The organism is Vibrio sp. STUT-A11, from assembly GCF_026000435.1.
In the GTDB taxonomy this organism is placed as follows: domain Bacteria; phylum Pseudomonadota; class Gammaproteobacteria; order Enterobacterales; family Vibrionaceae; genus Vibrio.
Genome location: NZ_AP026763.1, coordinates 3,100,789 through 3,118,325, shown reverse-complemented (window position 1 = coordinate 3,118,325; position 17,537 = coordinate 3,100,789). Strand labels below are relative to the sequence as shown.

Genomic DNA, 17,537 nt, shown 5'->3' with positions numbered 1-17,537 from the left:
TGAAAATAAAATCGCCCTGAATAAATCAGGGCGATTATTAATCAACTGCTATTAGTATTACTGCTGAGCAGAAGCAGAAGCAGAAGCAGAACTTGTTGTAGTGCTAGAGTCACTGTCTGTTGCCGCTACAGCCACAACGGTTGCTGCTGCTGCTGCACCAACACCTACAGCTACTTCACCACTAGCAAGGGCAGAAGCGCCTTCGGTTGTGCCTGCGTCAGGTGCTGCGAAGGCTGTTGACGCACTTAGAGCCATAAGAATAGCCAGAGCTGTATTCTTCATTATTTATCCTTTTTATATCCGGTATATAAAACATCGATGTTTTGGAGCATAATTCTATGTCCCAAATTCTATTCTAGTTAAAAAATCATCAGCATGTAAATAGTTTCGTATCTATTTGGTTGTTAATTTTAAGAAAATAAATAACCTAGGAATACAGGTCCTAGGGGAGTTAGCCGAAAGTTCGGCGTATCTCTTTGGCGTTTGAAAAATAATCCGTAATCCGTAATCCGCTCGAAACCTCATTCCTCTATTAATGACTATCTCATTCTCACTTTCTAGACACTCTTCCCCACTTGCCGTTTCATGTCATTGCATGCATAATTTGACCGCTTTGTTATGCACTTAGACCATGATTTTTTGGGTTTGAATTCACAAAGAATTGGCTTAAATAACAGTATTTCTATCAATAAACCGAATACAATGAATCGGTAATCAGCGAACAGTGGCTAACGCGTAAGTGCCGCAGGGCGGTAGCGTGGAATGCACAGATATTTAACAGACCTCACTGATCGCATTATTTATGCAGTGATAGGTCGATACCTAGGGAACCATTACGTGATTTATAAACGACCATGGCTAGGGGCGTTGAGCGCAATCAGTTTAGGCTTGTGCTCTTTTTCTGTCTCTGCCAAATTTTATGCTGGTGCGTTATTGAGCTACTCTAACGCTGAATATCACCACACTTCTTCATCTTCCGTAGAGGAAGGAAGTCCTTTTCTTCTTCAGGCTCAAGCGGGCTACTTTTTCAATGATTACCTTGGTTTCGAAGCCCGTTATGGCACCTCTCTCGAGCGCGATAGTGGCTTAGCTGTCGATAGTATTGCAAGCGGTTTCGCCAAGTTTAATATTCCAGTTTCGGAGCGAGTTGCCCTTTATGGATTGGCTGGCTACTCCAGTGTTCAAATCGATCAACAAAATGTTGGTTCGGGGAAAGAGCAGGGCTTCAGTTTTGGTATGGGTGCGCATTACGCGCTTGATAAGCAAAGTGCAGTTGTCTTCGAATTTACTGACTATCTAGCCGAAGATAAAATCCGCCTGAACGGAATCTCACTTGGCTTCCAGCACCGATTTTAATTAAAAAACCTAGCGCCTAGGTCTTAGTGTCTAGGTTTTTCACTTCATTATATTTATAGCGATTGATCATGCTTAAAGGATATTTCTCCATTGCGATTTGTGTATTGGCAAGTATGTTTGCGCCGTACACGTTGGCGCAGAACCCAACTCCAGAACAGATCCAAATGTTTAAGAGCTTACCAGCCGATCAGCAACAAGCACTGGCGAGTAAGTATGGTATTTCCGTTCCATCAGCCTCTTCTCAATCAACGACCTACCAAAGCCCACAGGTGGTTGAACCTCGTCCTCTTATAAACGACAGCGTTCAAAACGGGCAATTAAATCAGCAAAACCAGAAAGACGAAGATGAAGAACTAAAACGTTTTGGTTTGGAGTTATTTGCAGGTTCACCAAGTACTTTTGCTCCGGTTAGTGATGTTCCTGTTCCTGCTGACTACACCGTCGGAGCTGGTGATGAACTTGTTATCCAACTGTTTGGTAAAGAGAACTTAACTCACCGTCTGCGTGTTAATCGTGCTGGGATCATTAACTTCCCATCGCTAGGTCCGGTACAGGTTGCTGGCATGAGCTTCTCAGAAGTGCGTGATTCACTTAACCAACGTGTCAAAGAACAAATGATTGGTGTACGCAGTGATATCTCTCTTGGGGAAATGCGTACCATGCAAGTATTTGTCATGGGTGATGCTTATAAACCCGGCGCTTACACAGTGAGTGCGCTGACTACAATTTCTCAGGCTATTTATTACAGTGGTGGTTTTGGGGAGAGCGGCGCACTGCGTGACATTCAGCTAAAACGTAATGGTCAAGTGATCCGTAAGCTTGATATGTATGATCTACTACTAAAAGGTGATGCTCGTAACGATGTCCGTTTATTACCAGGTGATGTGGTTTTTATTGGCGCAGTTAAACAAACCGTTTCAGTTGATGGCGAAGTTAACCGTCCTGCGATTTATGAAGTCAAACCTGGTGAAACCTACAAACAACTAGTTCAAATGGCGGGTGGTTTTACTGCCAACGCCTTCTTTGAACAAATCAATATAAAACGCTACGGTACTGAAGGTAGACGAGAAGCGTTAACTCTGAACTTTGTTAATTCTCAAGACCAACAAGCGAAAGTAAAAGTGGGTGATGAAGTTAACGTACTGAAGAAAAGTGAAGAGCTAACCCGTTACGTTCAGATCGAAGGTGACGTACGCCATCCAGGGTTTGTTCAATGGAAGAGTGGGTTGCGTATCGCTGACTTATTCCACTCTGTAGATTCTTCTTTCAATTCAACTGCTGATGTTAACTACGCCGTCATTGTGCGAGAAATTAACTCTCAACGAGATATCGAAACGTATCAAGTGAATCTTGCTAAAGCAATTCTAGCTCCCAATAGCAAAGATAATTTACAGCTGCAAACTCGTGATCGTGTCTTAGTGTTTAACCGTTTTAACAATGAAGACTTAGATACACTAGCCGAACAAGAAGTCGTTACTAAAGCGAAGACGCTTGAAGAAGCTCAGCAGCAAGCAGAACAAGATTTGCGAAAAGAACAGCAAGTTATGAGTTCTTCAGTCGCCGTCTCAACTGAACCCGTAAACAATGGTTTCGAAATTGGTGCTAACTCGGTTGGTACCGTACATAAGACGTTGGACTTCAATCAGAACAATCAGCCTAAAATTATTTTCCGCGGTAAAGAGATAACCCAAGAAGATCTGGAAGCGCTGAAACAAAATACACGCCGAACGTTACTTGCTCCTGTTCTGTTGCAACTTCAGCAACAATCTAAGCTCGGTTTAGCACCACAAATAGCCGAAGTTTTTGGTGAAGTAAAACACCCAGGTCGTTATCCAATCACCCCAAGAATGACCGTCTCTACGTTGCTTGAAGCTGCCGGGGGGTTAACGTACAACGCGTTTACTATTAACGCAGAACTTGCACGTACAGTTATCAATAATATTGATGAACGTGCCTACATTGATGTAGAGCGTATTGACTTACGCAAAGCAATCCAGGGTAGTACGGCTGCTGATGCTATTATTGCTGGGCGAGACCGTTTGAATATTCTTGAAAAACCAAGCGTGAAATTGCAAAGTACGGTTACTTTACAGGGCGAAGTACGTTTTCCAGGAACTTACACGGTACGCCAAGGTGAAACACTTGGAGAGCTACTTGAACGCGCTGGTGGTCTTACCGAATTTGCGCATCCGCAAGGTGCAATATTCACTCGTGAAGCTCTGCGGCTACAAGAGCAGAAACTACTCAATGAGTACGCGGCGGATATGCGTGCAGAAACAGCGAAGAAAACCTTCCGGGCCGATACTAATTTAGGTTCGATCATCTCTAATCCTGATAAAACGCTGCAATTTGTTGAAGAAGCAAGCCGCAGCAAAGCACTTGGCCGTATGGTTGTTCAGGTAAACCGTATCATTAAAGACGAACGTTCTGCGGACTTTATGTTAGAAGACGGTGACTTCTTATTTGTTCCGACTTTCCGCAATACAGTATCAATTATGGGAGAAGTCCAGGTTCCAATTACCTATCTGCTAGATAGTAAGTTAGATGTCGACGATTACCTGAACAAAGCTGGCGGTGCGAAAAAGCAAGCGGATGAAGATCGTATTTTCGTAGTACGTGCAGACGGCTCTGTTTATAAACCAACGTCAGGTTACTGGTTCGGTAATAACAATGAAGAGTTAAGTGCTGGCGATACTATTGTTGTACCTATCGATACAGACTACCGCGATGCTCTGAGCACCTGGACCGCTGCAACGCAAATCCTGTACCAAACAGGTGTAGCGATTAATGCGCTTAAATAGGGGAGGTCCTAGGATCCTAGGCCCTAAAATTTGAGAATACAGATTACGGAGCGCTTCGCTTACAGAATGGAAATTGATTACCGAATACTGAGCGCTTCGCTTACAGATTACAGATTACAGATTACAGATTACAGATTACAGATTACAGATACTTTACTTCGTGATTGAGTGATTAAAATTTCCGTATTCCGTATTCCGTATTCCGTATTCCGTATTCCGTATTCCGTATTCCGTATTCCGTATTCCGTAGTCATTAGATAAGGAAATCTATTGAGGTTTAAGCAGTTAAAAGTTTGGCAACAAGCGTGTCGCCTTTCTTGTAATATTTACAAAATAATGCGGACATGTAGTGACTTTGGCTTTAAGGACCAGATTACTCGTTCTGGTTTATCTGTTCCTTCGAATATTGCTGAAGGTGAAGAAAGGGAATCGCTTAAAGACCAAATGAGGTTTTTGAATATAGCAAAGGCTTCAACTGCTGAACTCATTACACAAATTTATATAGGAATAGAAATCGGATATATCGATAAGCAGGTGGGTTTAACATTAATTGATGAATCTGAGCTGATAGCTGCAAGTCTTGGAAAATTAATAAAAACTAAGCAAAACCGTTTAAACGAAGAACCAGCTGAGTATGATTTCCGTAATCCGTAATCCGTAATCCGTAATCCGTAATCCGTAATCCGTAACTAAACTAATTTTCACCGATCCTATCCCTAGCACCTAGTTTTTACCTAGGACCTAGGGCCTAGGATCCTAGGACCTAAATACCCTATGGAACCACAACCAAATTACCTACCTTACCCTCCACAAGTACCTGTGGTCTCTAAAGAAGAAATTGACCTGCGTGAACTATTCAAAGCTATTTGGAAGGAAAAGTGGATCATCGTTGCTACCACATTTGTATTTGCAGTGGCTTCAGTACTTTATTCTCTAAGCCTCCCGGACATCTATAAAGCAGATGCGTTGCTAGCTCCCACAGAAAGTTCTAGTAGTGGTGGTTTGTCAAAAATGGCTAACCAGGTTGGCGGCTTAGCTGCATTAGCAGGTGTAAACCTGGGGGGGGCGGAGTCATCCCAAGCCGATCTGGCTGTTCAAATTATGAAGTCTCGGCAGTTTGTGGATGCATTTATCAACAAGCATGACTTACTTGTTCCGTTAATGGCGACTAAAGATTGGGATTTAGCCAATAACAAATTGGTTATAGATGATGAGGTTTTTGACCAAAGTACAGCGAATTGGCTTCGAGAACCTGAAGGCCTCAGAGGTGCAAAACCAACTTCGCAAGAGGCTTTTGAAGTATTCAGCAAAGATATCTTGAGTGTTGAACAAGATAAAGATAGTGGTTTATACACAGTTTCTATTAAACACTATTCTCCTTATGTTGCTCAGCAATGGGTTAACTGGTTAATTGAGGAGATAAATAAAGTGATGCGTGAACGTACCATTGCAGAAACGTCGCAAAATTTAGACTATCTCAACATACAATTACAGAAAACCGCTGTAGCCGATATGCAAAGCACCTTTTACAAGCTCATTGAGGAGCAAACAAAAAGTTTAATGCTGGCGGAGGTTCAAGAAGAGTTTGTATTTAAGACGGTTGACCCTGCAGTTGTTCCAGAGTTAAAGGATAGCCCTAAGCGAGCCTTGCTCTGTGTAATAGGTACTCTATTGGGCGGCATGCTAGGTGTAGCGATTGTGTTGGTACGTTTTGTATTTAGGAAAGAAGAGTCTGAAGATCTAGCTGCTAATACTTAGCACTCCAAGAGAAAATATCTTATTCAGTGTTTGTTTAATTCACTGAGTGTGTGGATGAACTTTAAATAATTAAAAGTGTGAAATGATGAAAATGTCTCCAGAGAGAATGACTCACTTAAAACAGCTTGAAGCCGAGTCAATCCATATTATGCGCGAAGTTGCTGCGGAATTTGATAATCCGGTAATGCTTTACTCTGTAGGTAAAGATTCATCCGTAATGCTTCATTTAGCAAAAAAAGCGTTTGCACCAGGTATCCCACCATTTCCACTGATGCACGTTGACACAACGTGGAAGTTTAAGGAAATGATTGAGTTTCGTGATTACATGGCAGAAAAATTGGGTATGAAGCTAATTGTGCATCAAAACCCAGAAGGGTTGGAAATGAATATCAACCCATTTGTTCACGGTAGCTCAAAACACACTGATATCATGAAAACTCAAGGGCTAAAACAAGCACTAGATGAACATGGCTTTGATGCTGCTTTCGGTGGTGCACGTCGTGATGAAGAAAAGTCACGTGCAAAAGAGCGTGTTTATTCATTCCGAGATGAGCATCATCGTTGGGACCCTAAAAACCAACGCCCAGAGCTTTGGAACATCTACAACGGTAAAGTAAATAAAGGTGAAAGCATTCGAGTATTTCCGCTTTCGAACTGGACTGAACTCGATATCTGGCAATATATCTACCTAGAAAGTATTGAAATTCCATCTTTATACTTAGCGAAGAAACGCCCTGTCGTAGAACGCGACGGTATGCTGATCATGGTCGATGACGATCGTATGGAAATTAAAGAAGGTGAAGTCGTAGAAGAAAAAATGGTTCGCTTCCGTACCCTGGGTTGTTACCCGCTTACCGGCGCGGTTGAGTCAGAAGCAACGACATTACCTGAAATTATTCAAGAAATGCTTCTCACAACGACTTCGGAGCGTCAAGGTCGCGCCATTGATCACGATAGCTCTGGATCCATGGAGAAGAAAAAGCGTGAAGGCTACTTCTAACCTGAAAGCTTTGTCAAAGCAGCAGTAACAGAGAGTACAAAAAGTGCCTTTTGAGCAGTGGATCACCGGTGGAGCTCTTATTGCCTTAATTACATTGTTGGTATGGGGGCGTATAAGAGCGGTTTACAGTTTTATTCTTGTAACCGCGACTTTGTACGTAACTGGCGTGATTGATCAAAGCACAGTTTTGGGTAATGTGACGAATATGTCGGTAATCACATTGATCATGCTGATGCTCTCTGCACTTGTTTTAGAGCGTACGGCAATTCTTTTTTGGTTGGCGACTAAGATCGCTGATGAGAACTATTATCGTACGTTGTGTAAGCTTGGGTTAGCGAGCTCTTTAAGCTCTGCATTTCTCAACAATACGGCCGTGGTTGCAACGTTAATGGGGACCTTACTCAACAACCCATTTCATTCGGCTAAGAAATTACTTATTCCTCTGTCTTACTTCTCGATTTTAGGGGGAACGCTCACACTGGTTGGGACAGCGACGAACTTAGTGGTTAATGGCTTGCTACAAGAAGAGGATCTACCTTCTCTTGCCATTTTTGACTTTTTACCCGTTGGTTTAGCGCTACTAACTGGATGTGGTATAGCGATATTGGCTATTACTCGTTGGTTGCCCAATGGTGGGGTTTTGAAAAAGCAGACTCACCAAGACTACTTTATTGAAGCGGAATTACTAAAGGGGAGCGCTCTAGTTGGTCATTCCGTTTTAAAAAACGGCCTGCGTTCTCTCAAGTCTCTCTTCTTAGTAGAGATTGTTCGTCAGGGAAGGTTGATCTCACCAGTTTCTCCACATGAGAAAATGGAAGAGGGAGACAAACTTATTTTTGTCGGTGATGTGCGAGAAGTCAGCCAGCTGTCCAACATGAATGGTCTAGAGCTTTTTAGCTCTGACGATTTCGACTTAGAAAAGAATCTTCAAGAAGTGTTAGTTAGCCCTGAATCCATAATGGTAGGGAAGACCATCAAGCAAGTGGAGTTTCGTTCTCGGTTTGACGCTGCAGTAGTAGCCATTTCGAGGCAAGGACAGGCAATATCAGGTAAGTTGGGTGAGCTAACTATTCTGGCTGGTGATAAACTGTTGCTGGCAACAGGCAGCGACTTTGATAAGAGGCCTAATCTCTCAAGAAACTTCTTTTTTCTCAGCCAAAGACAAGTTAATAAGCCTTTATCATTGCAACAAAACGTGTTCGGTATTATTGGCTTTATTACAGCTGTCGTTATTGCTAGTGCAACGTCACTCAGTTTGGTTGAAACCTTGAGCGCTTATTTGTTGGGGTCGCTTACATTAGGGCTTATCGATGGTTCGGTATTAAGAAGACGCTTCCCATTCGAATTACTGGCTATTTTAGTGTGTGCGTTATCTATTGCGGCTGCGTTCAGTAAAAGTGGTTTATCTACTCAGTTAGTGATGAGCACCAGTTCCCTGCTTGAGTCAGTGAGTCACCACCATGCTCTGTTGATGGTCATATTGCTGACCATTTTGTTAACTGAAATTATGACAAATACAGCCGCCGCCGCGATTGTTTTACCTCTCGCTCTTAGCGTGTCATCTCATTTGCAAGTAGATGACATGCCTTTTGTCATGGCGGTAGCTTATGGGGCAAGCGCATCATTTATCAGCCCATTTGGATATCAAACGAATTTAATGGTAATGAATGCTGGTGGCTATAAGTTTGTCGATTTTGTAAAAGTGGGTTGGCTAATGACGCTAACTTATATCGGGATCGCGTATTCGCTTATTCCGATGGTGTTTCCTTTTTAAAATAGTGGATTGAATTCGAATGAGCTCTCCGTATGAAATAAAAGACAATGAATCCGTGAGTAATGATGTCGTTTGGCATAATACAACGGTGACTCATGAAGACCGTATTAAATTAAAACAGCAAACACCAGTAGTGCTTTGGTTTACAGGTTTAAGCGGCTCAGGAAAGTCAACGGTTGCCAATGCGGTGGAAAGTAAGCTACTGAGTTTAGGTAAACATAGTTATTTACTTGATGGCGATAATGTTCGTCATGGTTTGAACAAAGACCTTGGCTTTAGTGATGATGACCGTGTAGAAAATATTCGTCGTATCGGTGAGGTGGCAAAGCTATTTGTAGACTCTGGAGCAATAGTGCTTACCGCATTTATTTCTCCATTTGTCGCTGATCGCGAACAGGTACGAGATCTAATGGCGGAAGGCCAGTTTTTGGAAGTGTTTATTGATACACCGCTCGAGGTATGTGAGCAACGAGATCCCAAAGGTCTTTACAAAAAAGCTCGTGCAGGAGAAATCAAAAACTTTACTGGGATTGACTCCGAATATGAAGTGCCGCTCTCACCAGAAATTCATGTGAAAACCGCAGGCAAATCCGTCGAAGAATGTGCGGAACTTGTTGTTGCTCAGCTTGCTGACCAAGGCTATTTAACACTACGTTGATGCCTATATGTTTCTATTAAATATTCTAGATATAACAACAAAATGAAAGAAGAGAGTGTTAATACTCTCTTTTAGAAAAGGATACAAAAATGTCTCACTCTTCTGACTTAATTGCTACAGATATCGAAGCCTACCTAAAAGTTCATGAAAACAAAGATCTGCTTCGCTTTTTGACATGTGGTAACGTTGACGATGGTAAATCTACTCTGATTGGTCGTCTACTGTTTGATAGTAAGCTTATCTACGAAGACCAGATGGCGGCGATTGAAAAAGACTCGCAGAAGTTCAATACAACCGACGAAGCATTTGACCTGGCACTTCTCGTTGATGGACTTCAGTCTGAACGTGAGCAAGGCATTACAATTGACGTCGCTTACCGCTATTTCTCTACAGATAAACGTAAGTTCATCATTGCAGACACACCAGGGCACGAACAGTACACTCGTAACATGGTTACAGGTGCATCTACGTGTGATCTTGCGATCGTGATGGTTGACGCTCGCCACGGCATTCAGACTCAAACCAAGCGTCATAGTTACATCTGTAGCCTGTTAGGAATTAAGCACATCATTGTTGCTATAAACAAAATGGATTTGATGGAGTATAGCCAAGAGGTTTACCAAAAAATCAAAGCTGATTACCGTGAAATGGCAAAGAACTTCAATATTGACGATATCCGCTTTGTACCAATCTCAGCGCTTAAGGGTGATAACGTAGTTACCCCAAGTGAGAACATGGATTGGTATCCGGGTGCGACATTAATGAAGTTGCTTGAAACAGTAAAGGTGGACCAAGATAAAGATCTTGAGCACATGCGCTTCCCTGTTCAATATGTCAACCGCCCTAACTTAGACTTTAGAGGGTTCTGTGGCACGCTTGCTTCGGGCATTGTTCAAGTTGGCGACGAAGTGACAGCATTACCGTCAGGTAAACAGTCACGTATTAAATCTATTTTCACTCATGATGGTGAACTAGAGACCGCTTACCCTGGTCAAGCCATTACCATTACTCTTGAAGATGAAATTGATGTCTCTCGAGGAGACATGCTGGTGCATGTTGGCCACGAACCAATGGTAACCAATAAATTGGTAGCGCATGTAGTCTGGATGGGTGAGAACCCGATGCGTACCCACAAAGAATACATTTTCAAGTTCGCTACTAAATCATGCACAGGTAAAGTGACGGATATTGATCATAAGATTGATGTAAATACACTACAGCAGCATGCGGAGAATAGTGAAACACTCGATCTGAATGAGATTGCCTTATCCAGTATTTCATTGACGGATAACATTGCCGTTGATACCTACGCGACTCTCCCTCAAACAGGGGCATTTATTGTTATCGACCGTCATACCAATGTCACAGTTGGCGCTGGTATGGTAAGCCAAATATCACAAAAATCAGGTGAGCCTAGTCGTGTTTATTCTCAAGCTGAGAAAGAACTGAATGCCTATGTTCGCAAGCATTATCCAGAGTGGGAATGTAAGAACATATAATTTTGCATAACAATTAGAGTATAAAAGCTTGGTCTCTATATTATAGAGACCAAGTCGTATAATAGAAAAATAATATATAGAAATGCACATTAGTTATGAAAAATAATATATTAACAAAAGAGATATTAGAGACATTAAAGTGTTTAAATTAAATCTTAGCGATTTTAGTTTGGGATTTGTAAAGCTATTGTCTACTGGTGTGTTAACAGCCGCTATTACAGCTTTAAGTCTACCTATAATTGCTAGATTATATTCCCCAGAAGAACTTGGAACTTATCAGCTATTTATCAGTATTGTATTGGTTTTTTCTAGTGTAAGCTCGTTCAAATATGAGCTCGCTATAGTATTACCTAGAAGGAGATATCAATCGTTAATAGTGATACGAATAGCATTATTATCTACTTTTATATCAACAATAATGTACGGGCTTATATTTTATTTTTTTTCTGAAATTGTTTTAAGCTACTTTAATGCAACTGAACTTCTTGTTGTAGCATGGATGATCCCAATTGGTGTTGGTTTAAACGGGCTCGTTCAAATGTTGCAAATGTGCCTAGTATATAAGGGGGATTTCTCTCAATTATCGTACAATAAAGGAAGCCAAGCGATAATAAATAATGGAATGAATATTGGGTTAGGACAATATAACGCTTCATTTACTACTCTGATTGTTTCATACATATCTTCTAATTTATTTATCATTTTAATGGCGTCAGCACGATGTAAACATCTTTTGAATAGTAGAAGAAGCCTATCATTTAGTTTACTCTTTAGGTACGCAAAAAAATATGGCAAGTTTCCAACTCTAAATACAACAAATACAATATTAAATAATGTGTCTATAAACCTTCCTGTTTTTGTACTATCAAGGCATTTTAATATGGAAGTTGTTGGCATATATATGATGGCTAATAGATTGCTAGATATGCCTATTTCATTGGTTTCAGGGGCCTTAAGTCAAGTTTTTACCAAGTTTGCTGCAGATGACTATAAAATATCTCCTGACCAATTGAAGAACAGATATTTAAACACGCTAAAAAAATTAGCTATTGTATCAATTGTTTTTATATTAGGAGTGGGTTTATTATCTTTAGTTGGTGTTGATATTCTACTGGGTGATGAATGGGAGAAAGTGAATACAATCATGCTTATTCTTGGACTCAGTAAATGTGCACAACTTATGAATAGCCCTCTAGCAAGCACATTAAGTATAGTTAATAGACAAGAAATAGGACTAATGTTGTTATTTATATTTCTTCCAATTAGATATATATCACTAACATTTTCTGATGATCTATTTAATACACTGTTTATGTACTCGATAGCAACAATGATTTTTTATTTCACATATAACTTATTCATGTATAAAAGCATAAAATGATTAGATATATTTATAAATTTATAAAACAAAAGTCTAAGTTGTTTTATTTAAAGAAAAATAACGTAAAGGTAGCTAAAGGTAGTTATATTCACCCTGACGTTAATATAGGGACAGGAACTAGGATTAATCATATATCTCATTTGGGAGACTGTGATATAGGAAAATACTGCGCTATAGGAGGGCGATTGATAATCCGGTCTACTAATCATCATACTTGTTATTTAAATATGCAATCTGAACTACAAAAGAAAATTTGTCCTGAAACTTCGGTTGCTGGACTATCTAAAGGTAGAGTTAGTATAGGAAATGCAGTGTGGATTGGAGATAGCGTGGTCATTTTGCCTGGAGTACAAATTGGTGATGGAGCCATTATTGGTGCAGGTAGTATCGTAACAAAATCAATACCCGCATATAGTATCGCTGCTGGAAACCCTGCTAAGGTTATTAAAAATAGGTTTAGTGACAGCAAAACTGAAATTATAAAAAGAATAAATTGGTGGGATTGGAGTTACAAACAAATGAAAGACAGAAAAGAGTTTTTCTCTTTAGACCTGAATAGTTGTACTGATAGTGAATTAATGTCCTTAATCACTAAACATAATTTATGGGAATCTAACTAAAAATGAACAAAGGTAGGAAGCTCATTATCCACATAGGTTCCCACAAAACAGGAACTACTTCTATTCAAAAGTTTATGTTAGATAATAAAAACTTACTTGAGGATAATGGTTGGAGCTTATTCTCAAAGAATAGAGCTGTGAATAATAGAGTTCATTATACTGAAGGCAGTATTAATAGTTGGATTGACTTCAGTGGTAAACATGAAAGCTTTTGTGGCAGGCTAAGTGAAAAAATACTCTCTGAACTAAGTAAAACACAAGGGAATATTATTATATCTTCTGAAGAGTTATCTTGGTGTATGACAAGAGAGAGTATAGAAAACATTAAAAAAATAATGTCGAATATCTTTAGTGATATCTCTATTATTGTATATTTTCGAAGACAAGATGAGCAGTTATTGTCTCACTATCAACAAGGGTTTAGATTTAAGGAGTCTACAGCAGCTAAGTTTTATGGAAGAGAGTTGACTCCTTTACCTGAGCATAAGCCGTATTTTGATAAGTATTTGAACTACGCACGTAAATTGGAACTGTGGCGTTCAGTCTTCGGAGAAGAAAATGTATATTGGAACTTGTTTGATAAAAACTGTCTTTATAAAAACAACATAATTAATGACTTTTTAACGAACATCGGAATAGATGTTCCTGTAAAAAATGAAGTTACAAATCAAGCGTTAAGTAAAGAAAATATAATATTTAACTACCATGTGTTTTCTTCTGGGGTTTTAGACTTCTGTATTAGACCACATTTCATGAAGAAACTATCAAAAAACGGTAGTAAGAAGTTTCTTCCTAGTGAGTCTGAAATGAAGGAAGTTATGTCGAACTACGAGGAGTGTAACAAAATACTATTTGAGGAAAAAGGTCTTAAGTTTTCAGATTTTAAAGAAGGTAAATATCCAAAAGAAAAGGATACAGTTAAAACTTCTGATTATGAGATCATCTTGAAAGACTTTTTTGACTTTTTATCAAATTTATCTCTCAGAGATATAGTTAGCATATGTTATAGATATTTTAAGTATAAGGTAAAATAAAATGAAGATAGTTTCAATAATCATACCTTATTTCAATGACGATTTAAAAGATGTATTAGATTGTATCGACGATCAAGTTTCAAACAGTACATTACTTGAAGAAACTGAAATAAATGTTATTTGTGTTAACAATGGAGGGAAGGAGTATTATTCAGATAAGTCTTATTCTTTTGAATTATGTTTAATTAATGAGACTAGCTGTTTAAATAGCCCATACTCCGCGAGAAATAGAGGTGTAGAACATAAAAAGTCCGATTGGTATGTTTTTTTAGATTCCACATGTCTACCTGAAGGGAATTGGTTTGATAAAATTTTAAATTTTGACTCTGATAATGTCTATGCTGCTAATGTTAAATTTTACAGCAAGAGCAAGAGTACCTCTGGAGACATCTATGACTCTATTATCAATATCGATAACCAAAAAACAGTAAAGCAGTCGGGTGTAGCTAAAACGGCTTGTTTAGCTGTGAGTTCAAAAGCGATTGAGAAAGTCGGTCTATTTGAAGAAAAGATCCGAAGCGGTGGGGATGTTTTATGGACATCGAAATCTACATCTATGGGCTTTCAACTTATGTTTATGCCTGACTGGATCGTACGAAAAGAATCACGAAATACACATAATCTAATTAAGAAACAGTTCCGCGTGTCTTCTGGCTGGTATAAGATTTGGCAAGTAGATGGAACCGTAATACCAAACTTTGTGAAGCGTGTTCTATTGTTCTTTATTCCACCAAACCCCCTTCAGCTTTTTAATACGGCAAAGAGAAGAGGTGTGAATTTGTCAGTTTTTGACAAACTGTCGATTACTTTATTGGGTTGGGGTTTAAGATTAGTTAGTGCTGTTGGAATCGTTTATGGAATGTTTAAGAAGTAGAATGATGCGCATGTTGGTGGAACATGCTGACTATGTGATTAGTAATGTGTTGGTTCGAGCAGGAGAAAACAAAATGTTTTTCCCTGGGGGACACAATGGTCCTTATATCCACCATGAAACTCCGATTAGAAATACATCACACTTCGTAGTTTTATTGGCCAATTTATTAAAGACTGAACTGGAAAGTGAGAAAGAGAAGTGCTTCAAAAAGCACCTGAACCAGCTTGTCAGATACTTAGTTGACGCAAATCCATACTTTAAGAAAGGTCAGTTTATTCAACGGGGACTTGCTAACGATACTTGTAATGGCGTTATTGGTGAAGCTTGGGTCATCGAGGCCCTCAGTATCGAAAGTGATAGTTTAGATGCAGACAATCAGAGCAACCGAATCGCGATTTTAGAAGCCATGTCTGCTCGTGCTGATTTTGATAGCACTTATAGCTTCGCATACCGATTCGATTGTCAAAAAGGTAAGCTTACTCCTGACTTCACGTTCAACCACCAACTATGGCTGGCCGCTTGCTTAGAAGATAGCAAAATTCACAACAAATCTGATTTTGTGAATAGTTTTTTGTCCAGTGCTTTAAATGGTGCTTTTCAGATCCGAGATAATGGATTGATTAACCACCTTTATCATGGCAGAACACTAAAGAATAAGATTAACAAGTTGGCGTACAAGCGTGCTGAGTTAACTAAAGGAAAGAAGGTTAACTATAAAGAGCGAGGTTACCATTTGTTCAATCTGTTCGCGTTTTCTAAGATTTACGCGAAACAACCTAACAATGCCTTTTTCTCAAGTGATAACTTCTGTAAATCACTTAAGTACGTGAGCCTTGATGTTCTGGATGCGTTATCCAGCGAAGATAATGTTTATGGTTCACACTACAACGTATCAGCATTTGAGCTTCCGTTTATATACCAGACTTTTGCTCGTAAGGGATTAATGTCGTTGTCTCAGGAAGAATATGAAAGCTATATGAATAGAGAGCTTGATAAGTATTGGAACGCTGAACATAAGTGCTTTTGCAATAATGAAGTTGATTTAATGACCTTTATGGCAAGAGTGTACGAGTTATCCTATATAGTGTGAGGTTTGTGAATGTTATCTATTATTATTCCGGCTTATAACTCAAATGATAATTTAAAACAGCTTTTGCCACTAGTAAGCAACAACGATCTGTATGAAGTGATCATTGTTGATGATCATGGGCAGGAATTAGTAGATGAAGTCGTTGAGAGTTCTCAAAGTAACGTAATCGTTAAGCGCCTAGAATCTAATCTAGGTGCCGGAGCTGCCAGAAATATTGGCTTGGGGCTTGCGACCAGAGATTATGTCGCCTTTTTCGATGCTGATGATATGGTAAATGAACCAGTTCTATCACGTCTCTTATATTCTATATCTGAATCGGATTTAGTTAAGGATATTTACTTCTTCTCTCCAAAGAGTCATAAGCCAGATGGTAGTTCAGGTTCAAGACATAATCGGTATTCCCAGTTAGTGTCGTTATATATTGATGATGGGGATCAAGCGATTAGGTATAAGTTTCATGTCCCTTGGTCAAAGATCTATAGACGAAAGTTTATCATCGATCATAGCTTGTCATTTGACGAGATCTCAGCATCCAATGATGCGATGTTTTCTCTAAAAGCGGGTATTAAAGCTAAATCGATATCTGTGAGCGAGCAATCTTACTATTCCGTTCAGGAACACAACTCTGGCTTAACTGTAAATGATAGCGTTACTAGGTTACGTGACCGGCTAGGTGTTGTGATACGATACAACCAAGAGTTGGTAAGTGTTGGGCAAAATAAGTACAGGATTTCAATTTTCCCATTGCTAATTAGGTTATTCAAGCTGGATATACGGTCATCTCTAAGCTATTTGAAGGCCTTTGAGTTTAGCCTTGTTAGAGACTTGATACCAAGTTCCTTGGTAGTGAAAAAAGCACTTAAGATAAGGTAGCTTCGAAATTGTTATTCGTTTTAATTTACGCCTTTTGTGTTTTTTGGTTTCTTCTATTTTCCAAATATGAAAGAAATGTCGTTCTTGATACTTTTTGTTTTCTTTCGGTGTTTTTACTCTTATGGTTTATACCTTCGCTTCAATATGGGGTAGGTACAGACTACTTTAATTATATAAGGATCTTTGATACCCCAACTGAGTTAGACTATTATTATCGTAAATATGAGTACGCATTTTACTATCTGGTCGTATTTTTAAACTATTTAGGTTTAAGTAGTCAAAGTCTTTTCGTCTCTGTAGGGCTTATCCAGATACTCCTTTTTCTAAATTTTATACGTATAGCATATCCAAGGTATCCTTATGTTCATATCGCATTAGTTTTCTCTTTCTTCTTTTTTGTTACTAATGTATTTCACAATCAGTTAAACGTATTACGAGCATATGTGGCTGTATTGTTTTTTATGAACGCCTATGTGTATTTCATCAGAGGGAAAAATTCGTTATCTATACTGATGTTCATGATCGGTTTAATATGGCATAAGTCAATAATATTTACGTTACCTCTTTTTTTACTAAGAGGAAGATTAGGCTTTTTTGTTGTCAAGAATGTTAAGCTTATGTTTATCATAACGCTAATGTTGTTTGGTAGTGGTATTCTTTATCAATTTATTGACGTTATAGTAGGTGCGATAGCCCCTATGTATAAGCATTATCTTAATGCAGAGCGTGAAAAAAATGTATCATTAATACAATTAGCTACGAGGCTGTATAACTATCCGTTCTATTTTTTATTCATATATTACTTGTCAAAGTCAGATA

The 17,537-nt window shown here is 39.1% G+C and carries 15 protein-coding genes; 14 read left to right on the top strand and 1 reads right to left on the bottom strand.

All coding sequences use genetic code 11. The annotated features are described in order from the left end of the window. Positions 1-57 precede the first annotated feature (57 nt). Positions 58-282, bottom strand: a complete 225-nt coding sequence (locus OO774_RS14550; protein WP_264903314.1) for a hypothetical protein — start codon at positions 280-282, stop codon at positions 58-60. 555 nt (positions 283-837) lie between these two features. Here OO774_RS14550 and OO774_RS14545 point away from each other — a divergent pair. From OO774_RS14545 to OO774_RS14480, 14 genes are all read left to right on the top strand, one after another. Continuing rightward, on the top strand, positions 838-1,356 hold the full coding sequence (locus tag OO774_RS14545) for a porin family protein (RefSeq protein ID WP_264903313.1): 519 nt from the start codon (positions 838-840) through the stop codon (positions 1,354-1,356). 68 nt (positions 1,357-1,424) lie between these two features. Beyond that, positions 1,425-4,157: an SLBB domain-containing protein gene (locus tag OO774_RS14540; RefSeq protein WP_264903312.1), complete on the top strand. Its 2,733-nt coding sequence runs from the start codon at positions 1,425-1,427 to the stop codon at positions 4,155-4,157. Between the two features lie 270 nt (positions 4,158-4,427). After that, on the top strand, positions 4,428-4,811 hold the full coding sequence (locus tag OO774_RS14535) for a four helix bundle protein (RefSeq protein ID WP_264903311.1): 384 nt from the start codon (positions 4,428-4,430) through the stop codon (positions 4,809-4,811). 120 nt (positions 4,812-4,931) lie between these two features. Beyond that, positions 4,932-5,915, top strand: coding sequence for a Wzz/FepE/Etk N-terminal domain-containing protein (locus OO774_RS14530; protein WP_264903310.1), 984 nt, complete (start codon positions 4,932-4,934; stop codon positions 5,913-5,915). A gap of 91 nt (positions 5,916-6,006) precedes the next feature. Next, a complete protein-coding gene (gene cysD / locus OO774_RS14525; RefSeq protein ID WP_264906118.1) occupies positions 6,007-6,915 on the top strand; it encodes a sulfate adenylyltransferase subunit CysD in 909 nt (302 codons plus the stop codon). Between the two features lie 43 nt (positions 6,916-6,958). Continuing rightward, entirely contained in the window at positions 6,959-8,689 is a 1,731-nt protein-coding gene (locus OO774_RS14520; RefSeq protein WP_264903309.1) for an SLC13 family permease, read from the top strand. A 19-nt stretch (positions 8,690-8,708) separates the two neighbouring features. Further along, the gene (cysC, locus tag OO774_RS14515; protein ID WP_264903308.1) at positions 8,709-9,347 is read left to right on the top strand and encodes an adenylyl-sulfate kinase; all 639 of its coding nucleotides are present in this window, start codon (positions 8,709-8,711) and stop codon (positions 9,345-9,347) included. An 89-nt stretch (positions 9,348-9,436) separates the two neighbouring features. Further along, positions 9,437-10,846, top strand: a complete 1,410-nt coding sequence (cysN, locus tag OO774_RS14510) for a sulfate adenylyltransferase subunit CysN (protein WP_264903307.1) — start codon at positions 9,437-9,439, stop codon at positions 10,844-10,846. A 139-nt stretch (positions 10,847-10,985) separates the two neighbouring features. Beyond that, a complete protein-coding gene (locus tag OO774_RS14505) occupies positions 10,986-12,227 on the top strand; it encodes an oligosaccharide flippase family protein (RefSeq protein ID WP_264903306.1) in 1,242 nt (413 codons plus the stop codon). Next, on the top strand, positions 12,224-12,847 hold the full coding sequence (locus OO774_RS14500; RefSeq protein WP_264903305.1) for a CatB-related O-acetyltransferase: 624 nt from the start codon (positions 12,224-12,226) through the stop codon (positions 12,845-12,847). The genes OO774_RS14505 and OO774_RS14500 overlap by 4 nt, the downstream gene beginning before the upstream one ends. 2 nt (positions 12,848-12,849) lie before the next feature. Next, positions 12,850-13,881, top strand: a complete 1,032-nt coding sequence (locus OO774_RS14495) for a hypothetical protein (RefSeq protein ID WP_264903304.1) — start codon at positions 12,850-12,852, stop codon at positions 13,879-13,881. Between the two features lies 1 nt (position 13,882). Then, positions 13,883-14,755: a glycosyltransferase family A protein gene (locus OO774_RS14490; RefSeq protein ID WP_264903303.1), complete on the top strand. Its 873-nt coding sequence runs from the start codon at positions 13,883-13,885 to the stop codon at positions 14,753-14,755. Beyond that, a complete protein-coding gene (locus OO774_RS14485) occupies positions 14,736-15,845 on the top strand; it encodes a hypothetical protein (protein ID WP_264903302.1) in 1,110 nt (369 codons plus the stop codon). Before OO774_RS14490 ends, OO774_RS14485 begins: the two co-directional genes overlap by 20 nt. Before the next feature lie 9 nt (positions 15,846-15,854). Further along, on the top strand, positions 15,855-16,718 hold the full coding sequence (locus tag OO774_RS14480; RefSeq protein ID WP_264903301.1) for a glycosyltransferase family 2 protein: 864 nt from the start codon (positions 15,855-15,857) through the stop codon (positions 16,716-16,718). The last annotated feature ends 819 nt before the right edge of the window (positions 16,719-17,537 follow it).